This window comes from Chryseobacterium sp. CT-SW4 (assembly GCF_048572715.1).
Classification (GTDB): Bacteria; Bacteroidota; Bacteroidia; order Flavobacteriales; family Weeksellaceae; genus Chryseobacterium.
This window is the reverse complement of the sequence record NZ_CP183840.1, coordinates 2,097,931-2,114,710: the sequence shown is the minus strand read 5'-3', so window position 1 is coordinate 2,114,710 and position 16,780 is coordinate 2,097,931. Positions and strand designations below refer to the sequence as shown.

Genomic DNA, 16,780 nt, shown 5'->3' with positions numbered 1-16,780 from the left:
GTCAGCATCATGTAGAAACAATGAAAAGGCTAGCTCAAAGTGGAAGTGGCCTGAATAGTTATATTAATCGTTATGTAAAGAATTTAAGTGATTAATTATGACTACAACTGAATTCAGAAAAAATCTTATAGAATTAGCGTTATCCGAAAAAGAAGAAAGTAAAATCGCAAAAGTTTTAGCTTATTACTATCCAAGTTTAGATTTGAGTAGCAGAGATTCTTTGTTCGAGAGTTTAATGAGGCTCTTTAAATTGTCTGATAATCAAACCTTTGATTTTAACATATTGTCCCAAGAAATGCAAACTGACGATAATATTTTTGATACAGATTCTTACAGAGGAAAAGACTTTAGAATCAAAAATATCGAAATTTCCAGTATAAGAGGTATACCGGAAAAAGAAGAAGATGGTATACCCTTTGGTATTAATTTGGTTGATGACGGTAGTATAAATAATGCTGTGATTTTAGCAAATAATGGGACTGGAAAATCTTCAATTTTTGCAGGCCTTGAAATGATTTACGCACAGGAAATTGGAGAAAAAAATCTTAGAACTGAATCGTATTGGGATTTAAAAAGAGAAGACTATAACAATTATATTGGTAGATTTACTTCCTTATCTCCCACTCACTGTAAAATCGATACTATATCAGGTGAATATGACCTTGATGACATTGTTTTTATAAATGAAGATTTAAGAAAAGTTTTTAATCCTAAAAATTTTTTTATTAGTGATTTTGATATCTATGAAAATGGTAAGGTAAGGTTTACGGGAGATAATAAAGATGCTAACTCATTACATAGTATTGTTGCAAGATCTTTGGGTTTAGAAGAATTTCTTAAATTACAAAATTTACTTTTGCAAATCCCAGGATATAGAAGGTCAAAAGAATCTAACAGGAGGAATTCTACAGAAAAGCAACTTAATGAACAGAAAGATGTTCTCAAAAATACAAATACGCAGATTCAGGCAAAGCAATATGAAGTTGAGGAACTAAAAAAAATAACAACTGATAATACTTCGAAAAGAGAATTAGATAAAGCACGGCAAATAGAATCATTAAGATCTATTCTTAATAAAGATTTTAAAATTCAATTGTCTTCTGAAAAGTCTTTAATTGAAAATATATCGATTTTTAATTCTTTATATCAAAACTTTTTAAGTAAAGTTAAAGATAAAAAAAGTTTTGTAGAAAGGGATTTTTTAGAAACAGGTAAAGAAATTCTACACGATTTTGACAATTGCCCCTTTTGTATGGATTCAAATAGATCCATAGAAGAAATACAGAAAAATGTTAAACGAAGATTGGAAGAACTTAAGGAAATTCAAAAGATAGATAAAGAAATAAAAGAAGCGTATAGGGATTTGAGTACGTACTTATGGCAATTATTAAAAGAATTTAATAAGTTATATGAATTAATCTCTTTGGAAAGAACTGAGTTACTTCCTTTTATCAATTTGCATAATATAGGCAAAAAAGAAGAACTTCTTTATGTACAATTATCACCTTTAGTAAATGATACAGGGTTAAATGACCATATTTATTTGTTAACACAAAAACCGATTCCGAACGAGAAAGATTATTCGATACTATATGAGTTATTAGAAAATAATCATGCTCTATTTAAAGAAACCTTTGTAAGTATAATAGATAGTATTAACTTATTTTCCATAGAAAGAAGGGAAAGCTTAGAAAGTGCGATTAGTCATATCAATAATCAGGAAATCACAATTTCTGTAGAACAACAAATAAAGATTTTAAGTGAAGAAATAGAAAAATTTAAAATTCAAGTTCCTAGTATAGAAAAACAAATTTCTGAATTACAAAAACAACTCCTTGAAGCAAGTAAAGATGCGGATTTGGTTGATAGAATAAAACGGGAAGTTAGTGAATACAATTTGAGATATGGGATTGAAATAAATAATATCGTAAGTCAAGTTTTTGAACCTATAAGGGATGTTGTTGAATCAATTATGAAAGATTATTTTGAAAGTGATCCTCAAAATGAATTTAGAATTCATATAAAAAGAAACTCAGTTGAAATTGATGGGGTTGAAATTGAAGACAAATATATTGTAGCTGAAATAATTAATAAATCCTCTAATAAAACAACTACACCAGATCAGTATTTTAACACATTCCGGTATAAGTTATTTTGCTTGATGGTCAGCTTAAGCATTGCGTTGGCTACAAGAAAAAAATATCAAGTTAATCTACCTTTAGTGATTGATGATATTTTCTTTGCTAGTGATTTTGCTAGCAAGAACTCTTTTTCTAATTTTTTTCATAAAGTAATTGAGATATTTTATAAACATACTCCGGAACTTCCTTTACAATTTATTTTATTTACGCACGATGACATAATCTTCAGAAGTTCAATGGATGCAATTGAGAAGACTGTTGTGGTTCCTGATGACATAGATCTTTGTGAGGAAAATAAATCTTCGTTGGTCAGTAAAACCTTAGTAGGTAGATTTTTCGAGCCTAATGATAAAGATAACCAAATATCCCATTTTGAAGAGGGTCGAAGCTATTGGGAATTACTTTATAAAATTCCTAAACTAATCCCCCAATTTTAATACGTAAATAGATGAAGCACAGTTCTACAAAAATATTGCTTTGGCTAACACCAATTTTTTTCATAATTATTACAATTCTGTTCTTTTGTCATTGGAAAAGTATTAATAAGAATATTGCTGAAATTAAAGAACAAAACAAGGCATACTATGAGAAGATAGCAGAGAAAAAAAATTATGGTCCATTTCAGATTGAGTATAAATCATTAAATAAAAAGCAAGTGGTAATTGATCCTGTTGAAATAGGGAAGATCAATAATCATATTAAAGTGCTAACTGAAGAAGTACAAAAAGAATCAAATAGAGCCGAAAGTATTATTGATAAAGACCTAGATCGTCTTAATCTTTATATGGCTGTTGGTATAGGTTTTATGACTTTGCTAGGAATCTTTGTCCCTATTTTAATCAATATTTTAAGTGTACACGATTTACGAGAGAAACAGAATAATATCGAGGAAGATTTAGAAAAAATAAAAGAAAAGGATATTGATCAGGCTATTGAAAATGCAAAAACAGCCATCTCTGAATCAAACCTGGCTGTTGAAAAAACTAAAAAATTAGATACTTTATCACATAAGATCGATAAAGTTGAAAAGAGGGCTAAAGAAAATCTTCCAGATGTATGTAATCTTATTTTGCAGAATGCAATATTCAGATTCTTTAATGTAAATTCCTTTATTCTAACAGAAGCATATAGGAAAGGTAATTATAATGAGTTTATAAATATTCTAGAAGCCATTAAGGGGGGATTTGATAGATGTAAAAATGAAGAGGAACATAATATTGACAATAATAATAGTTTTAAGTTTATAATAGCAGACTTTATTATTCATTTGAATTCTGAACGTTTTAAGGTACATCCTGTTTTTAGTGAAAGGGAAGATTATAATGTCTTTGATGCTTTAATTAAAGAACTGGTAAAGTTGCAGAATTCAAAAGATGAAGATAAAGAGGGTAATTATATAAATGTTATAGGACAACTTCAAGAAGTTATTAATCAATTTAAGAGTAAAAATGATAAAAATAAATCAACAGCTCAAGCGAGTTGAAATCAAAGAATTTGAAATCGAAAATCAAATTGTTTTCAACTATTTCGACAATCTACCAACATCTGAAAGAGATGATAAATTACTCCGAGCTATTTACATCGGAGTTTTGGCATTAATGGAGGATCGTATTTCTGCATTTCTTTCCAAAACTAGTAATGAATTGGGTACAGAGCTGGAAAGTCTAAAAATGATTTTCGAAATGAAAAAAGAACTTTTTTATAAGTCAACAATCAAAGGTTTACTGGCTGAAGATGAAATTGCGGAGTTTCTAAATCATTATTTTCAGGAAAAAAAATTAAAAGACAAAGCCTTCTTAACCGGAAATATAGCTGGAAATATACCTAAAAATAAAACAGGTGATATCATTTGTGAAATAGACGGTAATCCGAATTTGAAAATTGCAATTGAATGTAAATTTGATAAAAGCATAAGGCTGGGAGATATTGAAAGTAAGGAAATATTCGTTCGCAAAACTGATACAGCCTGGAGTCAGTTGATTGAAGCACAAGCAAACCGGGATGCCAAAGTAAGTTTAATTGTCTTCGATATTTCTTTAATAGAGCATTCAATTCTTAAGAATTTCGAGAATGTAGGCTATATTCCAGGTATTGGTTTTGTAGCTGTTGTCAACTCTCAAAAAGGAGATTACTCCAACTTGGCAATTGCATATATGCTTGCCAGGGATATCGCATTAAACGCTAAGGAACTTAAGTTGGATAAAGATTTACTGGCGATTCTTATTAATAGAATTATTAAAGATATTAATGAAATAACGACTATAAGAGATTTAGTTCATAATAATATTAACAATAATAAATCCATTCTAAAACAATTAGAAAAATCTATTCTTCTGTTGGAATTTAATCAGCAGTATTTAAGAAAATTCTTAGAAGATGGGACACTTAACAAGAAAGACTTATTGGATTATTATTTAGGAGAGGAAGTAAAGGATAAATTTAAACTGATAGAAAAGGAAATTTCAGAAATTTAAAAATTAAAATAAATATCGTAGAGTGATATTTAGATAATAAGACTAATAATGCTTTAAGGTAGCTTACTTCTAGTAATTTATTCCCATTCCATTTAAATAATAAAAACTATTTTTCTTGTAAACTGAAGAGTAAAAGTTAAAGCCAATGAAACAAAATTTCACCGGCTTTAACTAAACATAAAACTGCACAAATTGTATTCATACAATTATACAAATATTTATTCACTATAAAGAGAATATTAACTTTAATTAATAGTCACTTCCCTAAATGAGATTAATATCTTACAAAGTATCACAAAACACAGCTTTGTGACCGGTAAAGTTTAACCTTCATAAAATAAAAAAAATATAAATAACCATCGAAGAGAAGGGGTTTCGAAAGATAATTGCCTGTTGAAAATGCTATTTTTCGTACATTTATCATACAAATTACAAATCGAATCACATGAAGATCAGCCTTAATGCTAAAAATGCTTTAGTAGGAGCAGCCACACAGGGAATAGGAGCGGGTATTGCTAAAGAACTTGCTCAGTGCGGAGCCAATGTTACCGTAGTAGCGCGTAACGAAGAGAAACTGAAAAAAATGGTTTCTTCCTTGCCGATTGTTACTTCGGGGCAAGAACATAGCTACCTTGTTGTTGATTATTCCCATTTTAATGCTTACCAATCAATTATTACAGATTACTTTAGAAATCATACAGTAGATATTTTGGTGAACAATACCAATGGTCCTGCTCCAGGGTTGGCGTTGGAGGAAAAAGTGGATGCCTATCAGGATGCTTTTGATTTACTCTTTAAAACAGTATGTGAAACTTCTTTACTGGCTATTCCCCATATGATAGAGCAGAAATATGGAAGGATAATCAATGTATCTTCATTATCAGTCAAAGAACCGATTCCTAATTTAGTACTTTCCAACTCTATACGGTCATCAGTCATTGCTTGGGCAAAAACCTTATCCAATGAAGTGGCCCGGCATAATGTTACGGTGAACAATATCCTGACAGGTTATTTTGATACCGAAAGAATCAACCAGCTGATAGAAAATGAAGCCCAGCAAAATAATACCTCTACCGCTGAAATCAAAAAAGGAAGAGAAAATAAAATACCCATGAAAAGATTGGGGCAGCCTGAAGAATACGGCTATCTTGTTTCTTTTCTCGCATCGGAATATGCTTCCTATATAACGGGAACAAGTATTCCTTTAGATGGAGGTCTAAGTAATGGTTACTAATATAAGACAGGGATGGCTTATGCAGATTGAATATATTTAAAACTATGAATATAAAATTAATTTCGTCCGCAGAAAATGCAGCAATGGCGAAGATACTGCGGGACAGCTTAACGGAGTTTGGACTTAATATTCCCGGAACCGCTTACTTTGATGAAAGTACGGACCGCTTATACGAATCTTTTCAAAAAGAAAAAGCAGCTTATTTTGTAGCCGAAGAAAATGGCGAAATTCTCGGGGGAGCAGGAATATATCCTACGGAAGGACTGCCCGGGGACACGGTAGAATTAGTGAAAATGTATATGTCAGCTTCCAACCGTGGAAAAGGAATAGGAAAAAAACTGATGTTGAAATGTATAGACTTTGCAAAATCCTGCGGCTACAAAAATATTTACCTTGAAACCATGCCTGAATTAAAAGCGGCAGTGTCCGCTTATGAAAAATTAGGCTTCAGAATGCTGGACAAGCCCTTGGGAAACACAGGTCATTTTTCCTGTACGATCTGGATGTTTAACGAATTATCCTGATCATATTTTATAAAATGGGGCTGTGAATCTCCTTGCTGAAAGAAAAATGGAGGGAAGTCAAAACTTTTTTTAAAAAAAAGAATATAAAGGAAGACACGATGGAAAGCGTATTTTATCATATAAGATAGAAAAAAATACTAATATAAAATATCAGATTATAGTCATATTAAAATATCCGTAATGGATTAAAATTATTTTATTCAAAAAAATAAATAATCATCTTTAACATATGCTTAGAATTATAATCTAAATGATAATAATGATATGTAAAGATGCCGGTACCGAAGCAGATTTTCCAAACCTTTAAATCAAAGGACCTTCCATGGATTACTCAATTCCATATTTGGAATATGAAAAGAATGAATCCTGAGTATAAATATTTTTTATATGACGATCAGGACATTGAAAAATTTTTGAAGCAGGAATTTCCCCCTGAATATATAGATACCTATGAAAAACTGACAATAGGAGCTGCTAAAGCGGATTTTTTCCGGTACGCGGTGCTCTATAAAAAAGGAGGAGTTTATTTAGACATAGACAGTACCACTATTAAGCCGCTAAGACAGCTTATCAAAGAAGATGACACTGCGGTAATCAGCAGGGAGAGACACGAAGGCTTATATGTGCAATGGGCACTTATATTTGAAGAGAAACATCCTATTCTTAAAAAAGTATTGGAATTGATGATTGATAATATTCAGACACACCGCTATCCCAATAACATCCATGCGACTACGGGACCTACCGTTTTTTCAGAAGGTGTACGGCATACGCTGGAGGAAACTCCTGAAGTTAAACACAGAATTCTGGAAGAAGTGGAATACAAAGGATATTTAAAATTTAAATATAAGCTGGGTAAATTTTTTCTGTATGAAAAAAGATCTGAACATTGGAAGCAGAAACAGATGTCACAAGCCATTATTAAATAATAATAATATAACAATACTAAAGCCTTTCACCAACGTGAAAGGTTTTTTCTTTCAGTACCTATGCATGAGCTTTTGCTGTCTCACACTAATCCTGACATATCTGTTCTCCAACTCTCCAAGCCTTTTTCCGCATACCCACTACCTTAAATATTCGTTAAATTTCTCAATCCAGGCATCAGACAAAAAGAGATTAAAATTATAAGCAATATCTTTGTCCTGAGAAATACACAACTTTCTGAAAAAAAGATTTTATGGATGATATTAAGCTGATCGTAACAGATATGGATGGGACCTTTCTTAACTCTAACCACGAAGTAAGCCCGGAATTTCCTAAAGTTTATGAAGAATTAAAGAAAAGAAACATATTATTTGTTCCGGCGAGCGGAAGACAGATGTTGGGAATCACCAAATATTTTGGAGACATCGAAAGTGAAATGGGCTTCATTGCTGAAAATGGAGGATATGTCATTTATAAAGATCAGGAATTATTCGCGGATGAGCTGAACCAGGACTATGTAGCGGAAATTATTAATTCGATACGAAGTATTCCCGGAGCCACAGCAGTATTATCAGGGAAGAAAAAAGCCTATTTTGAGACAGATAATCAAAGCTTTATCGATTATATTGCCCAGTTTTATACCGGAAATGAAAGGAGGGAAGACCTTACGCAGCCTGTAAATGACAGCATATTTAAAATTGCGGTTTATCATCCTGAAAGCTCAGAAGAATTTTTATATCCCACTCTTAAAGAGTTTGAAAAATACAATCTTGAAGTGGTGGTCTCCGGGCAATATTGGCTGGATATCATGAATAAGGATATCAATAAAGGAAATGCCCTGGAGAAGCTTCAGAAGTCTCTCAATATCTCTCCCATGCAGACAATGGTATTCGGGGATTATATGAATGATATTGAAATGCTTAAAAATGCCCAATATTCCTATGCGATGGAAAATGCCCATCCGTTGGTAAAGCAGGTTGCCAAATTTGAGGCAGGTTCCAATGATAAATTTGGAGTATTGCAAACCATTAAAAGCTATTTAAATATCGATTAAAGTAGCATTCTGAGAGAATTTTAAAAGAAGCCCCCGAACTTAGATGATGTTGAACATTCCCTATTCTTTATTAAAAAGATTGTTATATACAGTCTTTATTTTCCCTGTTATTTTAATTTCTGCACAAACCAAGGCCAAAGTAATAGCCGTAAAAGATGGTGATACGGTGGTGGTTTTATTGGGAAATAATAAACAGGAGGTACTTCGTCTTGCTGAGGTAGACTGTCCTGAAAAAGGGCAGCCCTACGGTAAAAATGCAAAACAGTTTACAAGTTCTCAGGTTTTTGGGAAAAAAGTAACCTTTTACCGCATGAATAAAGACCGCTATGGCAGAACGGTAGCCAGGGTTTTCTATAAAGACGACAAATATTTATCTGCTGAAATTATAAAAGCAGGCTATGGATGGTGGTACTATCAGCTATCCAAAAATATTTTGCTGAAGAAATATGAATCCCTTGCCCGAGAAAATAAATCAGGTCTTTGGGCTGATAAAAATGCAGTGGCTCCCTGGGATTTCCGGAAAAACAAAAGAAAAGGGAAAACGAAAAAAATAACGAAATCCCCTGATGTAGCCTTATGAAGACTTTAATTTTTCAATATCGTTTTTAAGATCTTCTACCGATATGGAAGTTTCATTCAGCCTTTTGATTAATTCATCAAAATATTTTCTTTGATCTTCATTGAAGCTTTCCGGATCACTGGTCACCAAAACCCCGTCATCATCCGTTAAATCAAAAGGAACATTACTGAGGTTGATTTCTTCCCCGAACTTCTTTTTCATGTGTAAGCTTAGCCATTCCTGTACATAATGACTCGAATCCGATGCGTTTTTAAGAATATTATTATCCATGATTAAGTGATTTTTATTCATCCAAATTACAAAATTTTTGAACAGAGGAAAATAGATAAAGTCGATTACGAAGTTTGAAAGAAATAAAAAGAAGTTAGAATCCTTCGTTTATTCAGGTTTAAACTTTTCAAGCCAGTTTTTTTCCAGCCGTTTGATTTTTTTTGTATCGTGGTCGAAGAGGAGCCATAAAGTACTGGAATCGACAAGCAGTTCCTCGTCTCTGTAAAATTCAACTTTACGGGGCTGTTTCACACCTTCAGGAGGTAAAGGATAAGTTTTGACAGTAATAATATCGTTTAAATAAGCCTGTTTTTTATATTGGATATGATGGTCTAAAAGCATCCAGAAATCATTGATGTATTCCGTCTGATCCTTTAAGGCATCCCAGTGTTCTGCGGCCGCTTCTTCCACCCAGTGTACATACTGTACATTATTGACATGGTTATTCTGGTCGATATGATCTTCGGTTACCCGTATCTGTTTGCTGTGAATCAAATTCATTTCTAAACGGTTATAAAACTTCTAATGTAAGTATTTTTCATAATTTAAAAAAGAAAAAATCGGCTAAAATAGACCTTTTGCCGTAAAAATTGAAGACAAATAATCACCCTGAAAGATGACCATAAAAACGAGGAAAATGTCTATAATTGAGATTGGTTTTTACTGTTAACAATAGTTCATCTTTTCCCAGTTAAAAATATTTTTCCTATATTGATTTAACATAAATAAATACAGTGATGTTTTTTCTCAAAAAAGAAATGACCCAAATGATGAAATAAAACGGTGTATGGATTTATTGATCAGAGATTTGATGAAAAAAAATATAAATCTCACTCTGATAATTAAATAATTCAATATGCTTTTGTAGGAATTGGAACGTAAAATAAAACTGTATAAAAATATGCATATGAAAATAGGTTTAATTGGATTTGGAAAAGCCGGAAAGGCAGTCGCGAATGTAATACTTCAACACAAAGATTTCTCTTTGGAATGGGTGTTAAGAAGCAGCAGAATAATGGAAAAAAGTTCAGCTGGCGAATTTCTTGGCATTTCCTCCCCGGACCCCGGGCTCATTTATTCACAGCAGACTATCGATATTGAAAAGCTGTTGGATGATCATCCGGTAGATTTTATTATTGATTTCTCAGCAACCACAAGTATCCATATGTATGGAAGAGCAGCGGCAGAAAGAGAAATTAAAATCATATCTGCGATCTCCCATTATGGAGAAAGCGAAAAGAAACTGCTCACGGACTTATCGGTTCAGACAGCTACTTTCTGGTCTCCAAATATTACATTAGGAGTCAATTATCTTTTATTCGCCGCATCATTACTAAAAAATATTGCTCCGGGAGTGGATATCGAAGTGGTGGAAGAACATTTTAAAGCCAAATCAGGCATTTCGGGTACAGCAGTAAAAATTGCCGAGACCCTGGATCTGGAAACAGAAAGTATCAATTCCGTCCGTGCGGGAGGAATCGTAGGGAAACATGAAGTAATTTTTGGTTTCCCTTATCAGACGGTGAGGCTTGTCCATGAATCCATTTCGAGGGAAGCCTTTGGAAGTGGTGCTTTGTTTGTCGCACAAAATTTAAAAGATAAAAAAAGAGGACTTTATAATTTTGAGGATATTTTAAGACCTTATTTTTTTAGTGAAGCTTAAATTCTACTGATAAATATCTCTTCCTTAACGGCTTGATTGTAATTGTTTGATTTTTAATGTTTTAATTTTTTTTATGACAATATTAAGCAAGCGAACATTTTTTGTTACAGATTATTTTTTGTATATATGTAAATCAATTGTAAATAGGGAAGGAAGAACTGGATCTTGATGTAGAACTTTTTTCCGTTTTTTATAATTGATGGAGTTGTATTTTATACAGCTTCAGAAAAAAAATAATTATATTAAAAAAAATTAAAAAAATGAAGAAAATCAGTGTAATTGCTTTAGCAAGTATAGGTTTTTTACTTGCATCATGTGGAGACAAAAAGTCGGCCGGAACAACAGAAGCTACTCAGGAACAACAGGTAGCTGAAAAACAAGGAGATGTTTACGGAGTTGATGCTGCTACATCGGTAGTAAACTGGAAAGCTTTCCATAAAGGAGGATTTGCTCCACGTTGGGGAACCCTTTCTGTTCAGTCAGGTGAATTATCTTTAGCAGACGGTCAGCTTACTTCAGGAGAATTTTTAATAGATATGAAATCTATCAAAGTAGATCCTGCATCTGTTACTGAGAAAGATAAAAAATATACTGATCTTGAAGGGCATTTGAAAAATGAAGACTTTTTTGATGTAGAAAAATTCCCAACTTCAGATTTTAAAATTACTCAGGTATCTGATTTACAAAATGCACCGGCTGACGCTATTGAAGGAGCTAACAAAACAGTAAGCGGGAACCTTACTCTTAAAGGTAAAACTTTAAATGTTTCTTTCCCTGCAAAAGTTACGGTAGCAGACAACACAGCATCCGTACAGGCTAAATTTACTGTAAACCGTGCAGATTGGGGTATTCAGTTCGGTACTTCCGAAGCTGATCCTGCAGAATGGATGATCAGTAAAGACATCGAAATAGGAATTGATGTAAAAGCATCTAAAAAATAAGATATCCTTACCGATATAAATAAACAAAGACATCTCGAAAGGGGTGTCTTTTCTATTATAGAGATACCTTTATGCTACTGGGAAGAAAGCTGAATGGAAGTACTGTCATTGCCTTCAAGCTCTTTCTTTCTCCGCTTGATGAACTCCGCTGGTCTGATACCGTTAAACTCCTGGAACAGATCGGAAAAGTTTTGTCTGGAAGCAATACCGCACTCGCAAGCCAAAGCCTGGATGGAATACTTTAAATATTTATCATTCGTATAAATGACATGGGTAATATAATGAATACGCAGCATGGCTAAATACTTATTAAAGTTCATCTCCTTCGTATCATTAATATATTGGGAAAGATAGGTGCTGTTTGTTTCAAAAAGCTGGGCGAGTTTATTCAGCGTAAGGCCTTTTTCCAGGAAACCTTGCTCATCTTCAAATTTTTTCAGTTTCTTCTGAATATCCAAAGACACATCCTCACTTAGCGTAGATCTTGGCGGAGTCGGTGTTTCATGTTCATTCGGGTTTTGTAAACGGCGATAAAGCTGAGTTTCCAATTCGGTATGTTTGGATTTGATTCTCTTTTCATTATTATAATATTTCCACGAAATAAAAATAAGGAAAGCCAGTGCTGTGCTTAAGAGTAGAATTGTACCCAATCCCCACTTGTTCTGCTGCTCAAGTTTAGCCTTGGCGTCTATTAGGTTTTGGGTATCATATTCTTTATGGATCTTAGCGGAGAGATAAGTAAAATCTTTAGTTAAGATACTATCGGTCTTCAGGAGATTTTTAGTGTAATAAAGCTGCTGCTGATGCTCATCGTTTTCTTTATAATAATCGATGAGGATCTCATAATTTTCCCGGAGCTCCGGAACAATGAACTGGTGTTCCTGGAATATGGAATCTACTTTTTTAAATTGTGCAATTGCCCGATTTTCCTTATTAAGTGCAAGATAGTTCTTACCTATATAGAAATCGGTTACCGAAATCCAGGCAAAGTCATTATGCTTTTTCAGTATGGGTAAAGCCTTATTTAACAAAGATAAAGATTCATTGAACTTTTTTTGATGAAAAGCATTTATTCCCTTGGCTTTCAGGAAATAGGCCTGTTCTAAAGGAAAGTCTGTATAGAGGTTAGTAAAATCCAACCCGATATTGATTAAAGAATCTTCCTTTACAATATTATTAATATTTCGGTAGCAGATAATGCTCTGATGCAAACTGTTGAGATAACCTTTGCGATTATTGTAAGTTTCGTTAGGGTGGGAGCTGCTGTTTTTGATCTTGGGTTCAAAATAGGCAATACAGTCTTTAAAATGTCCAAGTGCCTCATTGTAATATCCCAGATAGCTTTTCACCACACCCATATGATAGATGATCTTATACTTCTGGTAATCATCATTACCCTTTTTGGAGTAAGCATAAGCATTTATGTATTCATCCAGTGCAGGTCTGTATTTTTTCAGGTTGAGATAATAAATAATTCCCTTACCTAAATAGGACCTGCTTATCAGGTCATTATCAAAGGTTTGTTTGGCGGTGATGATACAACTGTCGGCATACGCCAGCTTTTTAGAATTGCTAGCTGAATAATAAATGGCATCTTCATATCCCTGGACCAGCTTCTCATAATTTTTTTCCTGCTTGGCTTTCGAAATAAACATATTCACAAACTGGAAAGCACGCTCGTTGTTCGCTTCGATTTTTTCATATTTCTCTTGAATATTTTCATAGGTCTGAGCACTATAATTTTCAAAAAAGAATATAAAAATCAATGCAAAAATTAAGAAATAGCATTTTTTTATAAAACTGAGGGACATGGAATGGACATAAATTTCTTCAAAAATATAAAAATTGAGGGAATTTAAGACATATTATCAATAGATTTTTAATTATGTGATAAATATTAGTAATTAAACTTATTTATTGATTATTAGGCTCTTAAATGTTTTAATGTGTCCTAATTCATAAATAAAGACGTCGTCAATCTTAAAATGGGTCTATAATGACCACATCTCGTTGCAATTGAAAACAGACAGTGATAATTTCGAGAACGGAATTCTGAAATAGTAATCCTGGCCGGGATAAACTTTAAAAAAAAAGGAAATCATATGAAAAAGTTTATCTCATTAGTAGCATTGGCTACATTATTAGTTTCGGTAGTGAGCTGTAGAGAAGCCGACAATATTACCGATATAGAAGAAGATATTATCACAATGAAAATGAATAAGATGAAAATGGTGAATACTGCTAAAGTAGCAGATACGGTACAGGAAGCTGATGCACCCGTAGCGGTAGCAGACAATAGTGAGTCTTTAACAGAAGATCCTCCTACGGATCCTCCAAAAGATAAACAAGGTTGGTAAAACACCGGACACAATCAAAATATATAAATTCCATAGAGGCTTGTGTGGAATTAAAACTGAACAAGCGGTATAAATAATATTTTAATTTTTAAATTACTTTCTAACACCATTTAAAAACTAGATTATAAAGGAAGTATCTATATGCTGGTTCATCAGAGGTATAAGCTTTTAGGTTAACGGTTGAGTTTCGGGGGGAATATCATAAGTTACAAAATAAAAAAGCGGGTAAAGTCTAATGAAGAGCCGAACTTTAGTGAATGATACAGACCTTAATTAGGTTTATATTATTCAATATTGATACTGCATATGTATTTCCGGAGCAACAAGGTATCGTAGAATTTTTTAGATTTTTTAATAACCATGAAAACTCTGAATTAGACTGCAGGATGCATTCAGGCAGACACAGATAAGTATCCTTTTTTGTAAGGATGTCTGGATTATCTGCAATAGAATTGTGTTATATTCTACGGTATCTGTTGCTTTTTTTTAGAGCAGATAGCAGAAATGCTGTCTGCTCTAAATTTTTTATAGATCCACGTTTATAATATAATATCTTTAGACATTACTCACATTTTCACTCACTTCTACCAGTTGATCATGACGCTGAATGATGATATTTTTATCTTTCATTACGATGATCTTTTCAGAAGAAAGCTCCGAGAGAATTCTGTAGCAGGTTTCATAAGTAGTACCGGCATAAGAGGCCAGATCGGTTTTATTTATAGTAATATTTATTTTTCCATCCACATCAGTCCCGAATCTTTTGATAAGTCTCACCAGGCACCAGGCAATTCTGGATTTGGCGGGAAGATGGATCATATTTCCCATCTTGATCTCAGAAACATAAAGCTCATCGGCAAAAAACATCATCAGCTCATAAGTAAGGCTGGGGTTGGCCTTGAGCAATGATTTAAAGAAGTTGATTTCTATAAAGCATAATCTGGTTTTTTCCAAAGCAGTAGCAGAGATGGGAAATAAAGTGTTTTCTGTGGTTATACCCCGGAATCCTATAATATCATCCTTCGAAGCAAAACGGATTATGGTATCTTTTTCACTCCAGTTTTTATGGATTTTTACCAGACCTTCCTGTACGAAGTATATACCATCTACCTCCGAGTTTTCATAAATAAACTGCTGTCCTTTTCTGATAATGATATTCTTGCGTTGAAGTTCTATGAGCTGCCACCATTCTTTTAATACATGTTGACACATAAAACAGGTATGGTCGCAGGAATCATTTTTTTTAGACATTCTATGTTTTTTTAAAGAGAATAAAAATACCCAAATTAAAAAGCATGGGCAATAGCTTCGTCAAATTTAGGCTAAAAGTGATGGCCAAAACAAAAATTTATCTCATAATTTATTTAACAATTAAATAATATGATGTAAATCATATTATATGTAAATGTAAGATTAATAATGACTTATAAGTATTAAATAAGCAATATAATTTTGAATGATTAAAAATAAGACATCGATGTCTTATTATAGCAAATGTTTCCCCTATATTTGTTATGTATTAGAGCAAAATACTAACATTAAAAACACGAAAAGATGTTCAGAATTTTCACCAATATCAATAGAAAAGCATTTACCAATGCGATTATCGCAACAGTTTTTGTGATTTTGATTACTTTAATAGGTTCCCTTAATCTTCAGAATTTTGATGCAGCCTTGATCATTTATTTCTTTGGTACAATAAGCATGGCCTTCGGAGTGGTATATCATCATTCTGTCTGGAAGCAGAGACCACCTACCAAAAAATACTGGCAACGCACCTGGGAATTTGTTTTCAGCAAAGATTATTGGGTGTACCTGAAAGAGATCACCAGGCTTTCCGTTAGAAATATCCTATTTCAGCGTTTTATTTTCCCGAGAGGAAAGATGAGATGGCTGGGACATTTCCTGTTGGCAACAGGCTGCCTTATTTCCTTCATGGTAACTTTCGGGCTGACATTCGGATGGATGCACTTTACGCTTAAACCCGGAACTACTGACATGTATGAAACCCATATGTTCGGGATTACAGTAATGACCTTTCCTTTAAATACGGTGATGGCACTTATCCTTTTCCATATTCTCTTATGGACAGCTATCATGGTCATTGCAGGCTGTCTTATCATGATGCACAGAAGATTTATAGATGAAGGGCAGATCGCTACCCAATGGTTTGAAAGAGACTGGCTTCCGCTTATTTTATTGATAGCCGTTTCAGTTACAGGAATAGGGATCTGGTTTGATTATACCTACCTGGAAGGAAAAATGAGCCAGTTTATGGCTATTACCCATGCTATCACCGTTGCCATGTTCCTTATGTGGATTCCTTTCGGGAAATTCTTTCACATCTTCCAGAGACCGGCGCAGGTAGGAGCCAATATCTATAAAATAGAAGGCACGAGAAGAGGAATGCAGGTATGTCCGCATACAGGAGAAGAATATGCTTCAAAAATGCATGTAGAAGACCTTAAAGAAATTACAAAAGAAATGGGCTTTAACCTTGAGCGCGAGGAAGATGGGATGAGCTATCTGGAATACAGTCCGGAAGGAAAAAGAAGCTGCTTGGCAAAAGCACACCTTAAAGCAAGGCAAGAAGCAGGAAGTTATTTTGGTTAAAA

General features: G+C 33.4%; 16 protein-coding genes. 12 read left to right on the top strand and 4 right to left on the bottom strand.

What is annotated here, in order from left to right:
• The first annotated feature begins 97 nt into the window (after nucleotides 1-97).
• The 8 genes from ABJ974_RS09545 (at nucleotide 98) to ABJ974_RS09510 (ending at nucleotide 8,934) form a co-directional block, all read left to right on the top strand.
• A complete protein-coding gene (locus ABJ974_RS09545; RefSeq protein WP_419868019.1) occupies nucleotides 98-2,578 on the top strand; it encodes a hypothetical protein in 2,481 nt (826 codons plus the stop codon).
• 11 nt (nucleotides 2,579-2,589) lie between these two features.
• Nucleotides 2,590-3,624: a hypothetical protein gene (locus ABJ974_RS09540; protein WP_419868018.1), complete on the top strand. Its 1,035-nt coding sequence runs from the start codon at nucleotides 2,590-2,592 to the stop codon at nucleotides 3,622-3,624.
• Nucleotides 3,590-4,615, top strand: coding sequence for a hypothetical protein (locus ABJ974_RS09535; RefSeq protein ID WP_419868017.1), 1,026 nt, complete (start codon nucleotides 3,590-3,592; stop codon nucleotides 4,613-4,615). Before ABJ974_RS09540 ends, ABJ974_RS09535 begins: the two co-directional genes overlap by 35 nt.
• 445 nt (nucleotides 4,616-5,060) lie before the next feature.
• Nucleotides 5,061-5,849, top strand: a complete 789-nt coding sequence (locus ABJ974_RS09530) for an SDR family oxidoreductase (protein WP_419868016.1) — start codon at nucleotides 5,061-5,063, stop codon at nucleotides 5,847-5,849.
• A gap of 44 nt (nucleotides 5,850-5,893) precedes the next feature.
• Nucleotides 5,894-6,373: a GNAT family N-acetyltransferase gene (locus tag ABJ974_RS09525; protein ID WP_419868015.1), complete on the top strand. Its 480-nt coding sequence runs from the start codon at nucleotides 5,894-5,896 to the stop codon at nucleotides 6,371-6,373.
• A 272-nt stretch (nucleotides 6,374-6,645) separates the two neighbouring features.
• A complete protein-coding gene (locus ABJ974_RS09520) occupies nucleotides 6,646-7,302 on the top strand; it encodes a glycosyltransferase family 32 protein (protein WP_419868014.1) in 657 nt (218 codons plus the stop codon).
• Nucleotides 7,303-7,553: 251 nt separating this feature from the next.
• Nucleotides 7,554-8,354 carry a Cof-type HAD-IIB family hydrolase gene (locus ABJ974_RS09515; protein WP_419868013.1) on the top strand — a complete coding sequence of 267 codons (801 nt, stop codon included), beginning with the start codon at nucleotides 7,554-7,556 and terminating at the stop codon, nucleotides 8,352-8,354.
• 79 nt (nucleotides 8,355-8,433) lie between these two features.
• Nucleotides 8,434-8,934 carry a thermonuclease family protein gene (locus ABJ974_RS09510; RefSeq protein ID WP_419868012.1) on the top strand — a complete coding sequence of 167 codons (501 nt, stop codon included), beginning with the start codon at nucleotides 8,434-8,436 and terminating at the stop codon, nucleotides 8,932-8,934.
• Here the strand turns inward: ABJ974_RS09510 and ABJ974_RS09505 are convergent.
• Together ABJ974_RS09505 and ABJ974_RS09500 are read right to left on the bottom strand one after the other, a co-directional pair.
• A complete protein-coding gene (locus ABJ974_RS09505; RefSeq protein ID WP_419868011.1) occupies nucleotides 8,929-9,204 on the bottom strand; it encodes a hypothetical protein in 276 nt (91 codons plus the stop codon). The genes ABJ974_RS09510 and ABJ974_RS09505 overlap by 6 nt on opposite strands.
• Nucleotides 9,205-9,312: 108 nt before the next feature.
• Entirely contained in the window at nucleotides 9,313-9,705 is a 393-nt protein-coding gene (locus ABJ974_RS09500) for an acyl-CoA thioesterase (RefSeq protein WP_419868010.1), read from the bottom strand.
• Nucleotides 9,706-10,111: 406 nt separating this feature from the next.
• Between ABJ974_RS09500 and ABJ974_RS09495 the strand changes: the two genes are divergently transcribed.
• Both ABJ974_RS09495 and ABJ974_RS09490 read left to right on the top strand, forming a co-directional pair.
• Complete coding sequence (locus ABJ974_RS09495) at nucleotides 10,112-10,867, top strand: 4-hydroxy-tetrahydrodipicolinate reductase (protein WP_419868009.1); 756 nt, start codon at nucleotides 10,112-10,114, stop codon at nucleotides 10,865-10,867.
• A 260-nt stretch (nucleotides 10,868-11,127) separates the two neighbouring features.
• Nucleotides 11,128-11,808 carry a YceI family protein gene (locus ABJ974_RS09490; protein ID WP_419868008.1) on the top strand — a complete coding sequence of 227 codons (681 nt, stop codon included), beginning with the start codon at nucleotides 11,128-11,130 and terminating at the stop codon, nucleotides 11,806-11,808.
• 74 nt (nucleotides 11,809-11,882) lie between these two features.
• Here ABJ974_RS09490 and ABJ974_RS09485 read toward each other — a convergent pair whose 3' ends face one another.
• Nucleotides 11,883-13,574, bottom strand: coding sequence for a helix-turn-helix domain-containing protein (locus ABJ974_RS09485; protein ID WP_419868007.1), 1,692 nt, complete (start codon nucleotides 13,572-13,574; stop codon nucleotides 11,883-11,885).
• Between the two features lie 336 nt (nucleotides 13,575-13,910).
• On the opposite strand from ABJ974_RS09485, the gene ABJ974_RS09480 reads away from it, so the two are divergent.
• Nucleotides 13,911-14,165 carry a hypothetical protein gene (locus ABJ974_RS09480; protein ID WP_419868006.1) on the top strand — a complete coding sequence of 85 codons (255 nt, stop codon included), beginning with the start codon at nucleotides 13,911-13,913 and terminating at the stop codon, nucleotides 14,163-14,165.
• A 555-nt stretch (nucleotides 14,166-14,720) separates the two neighbouring features.
• Here the strand turns inward: ABJ974_RS09480 and ABJ974_RS09475 are convergent.
• Nucleotides 14,721-15,416: a Crp/Fnr family transcriptional regulator gene (locus tag ABJ974_RS09475; protein ID WP_419868005.1), complete on the bottom strand. Its 696-nt coding sequence runs from the start codon at nucleotides 15,414-15,416 to the stop codon at nucleotides 14,721-14,723.
• Nucleotides 15,417-15,719: 303 nt separating this feature from the next.
• Between ABJ974_RS09475 and ABJ974_RS09470 the strand changes: the two genes are divergently transcribed.
• On the top strand, nucleotides 15,720-16,778 hold the full coding sequence (locus tag ABJ974_RS09470; protein WP_419868004.1) for an MFS transporter: 1,059 nt from the start codon (nucleotides 15,720-15,722) through the stop codon (nucleotides 16,776-16,778).
• Nucleotides 16,779-16,780 lie beyond the last annotated feature (2 nt).

Bases quoted from the DNA above. Each gene is read 5' to 3' on its own strand.
- ABJ974_RS09480 (WP_419868006.1), top strand. From the start codon at position 13,911: ATGAAAAAGTTTATCTCATTAGTAGCATTGGCTACATTATTAGTTTCG.
- ABJ974_RS09515 (WP_419868013.1), top strand. From the start codon at position 7,554: ATGGATGATATTAAGCTGATCGTAACAGATATGGATGGGACCTTTCTT.
- ABJ974_RS09490 (WP_419868008.1), top strand. From the start codon at position 11,128: ATGAAGAAAATCAGTGTAATTGCTTTAGCAAGTATAGGTTTTTTACTT.
- ABJ974_RS09535 (WP_419868017.1), top strand. From the start codon at position 3,590: ATGATAAAAATAAATCAACAGCTCAAGCGAGTTGAAATCAAAGAATTT.
- ABJ974_RS09475 (WP_419868005.1), bottom strand. From the start codon at position 15,416: ATGTCTAAAAAAAATGATTCCTGCGACCATACCTGTTTTATGTGTCAA.
- ABJ974_RS09505 (WP_419868011.1), bottom strand. From the start codon at position 9,204: ATGGATAATAATATTCTTAAAAACGCATCGGATTCGAGTCATTATGTA.
- ABJ974_RS09545 (WP_419868019.1), top strand. From the start codon at position 98: ATGACTACAACTGAATTCAGAAAAAATCTTATAGAATTAGCGTTATCC.
- ABJ974_RS09500 (WP_419868010.1), bottom strand. From the start codon at position 9,705: ATGAATTTGATTCACAGCAAACAGATACGGGTAACCGAAGATCATATC.
- ABJ974_RS09530 (WP_419868016.1), top strand. From the start codon at position 5,061: ATGAAGATCAGCCTTAATGCTAAAAATGCTTTAGTAGGAGCAGCCACA.
- ABJ974_RS09470 (WP_419868004.1), top strand. From the start codon at position 15,720: ATGTTCAGAATTTTCACCAATATCAATAGAAAAGCATTTACCAATGCG.
- ABJ974_RS09525 (WP_419868015.1), top strand. From the start codon at position 5,894: ATGAATATAAAATTAATTTCGTCCGCAGAAAATGCAGCAATGGCGAAG.
- ABJ974_RS09495 (WP_419868009.1), top strand. From the start codon at position 10,112: ATGAAAATAGGTTTAATTGGATTTGGAAAAGCCGGAAAGGCAGTCGCG.
- ABJ974_RS09520 (WP_419868014.1), top strand. From the start codon at position 6,646: ATGCCGGTACCGAAGCAGATTTTCCAAACCTTTAAATCAAAGGACCTT.
- ABJ974_RS09540 (WP_419868018.1), top strand. From the start codon at position 2,590: ATGAAGCACAGTTCTACAAAAATATTGCTTTGGCTAACACCAATTTTT.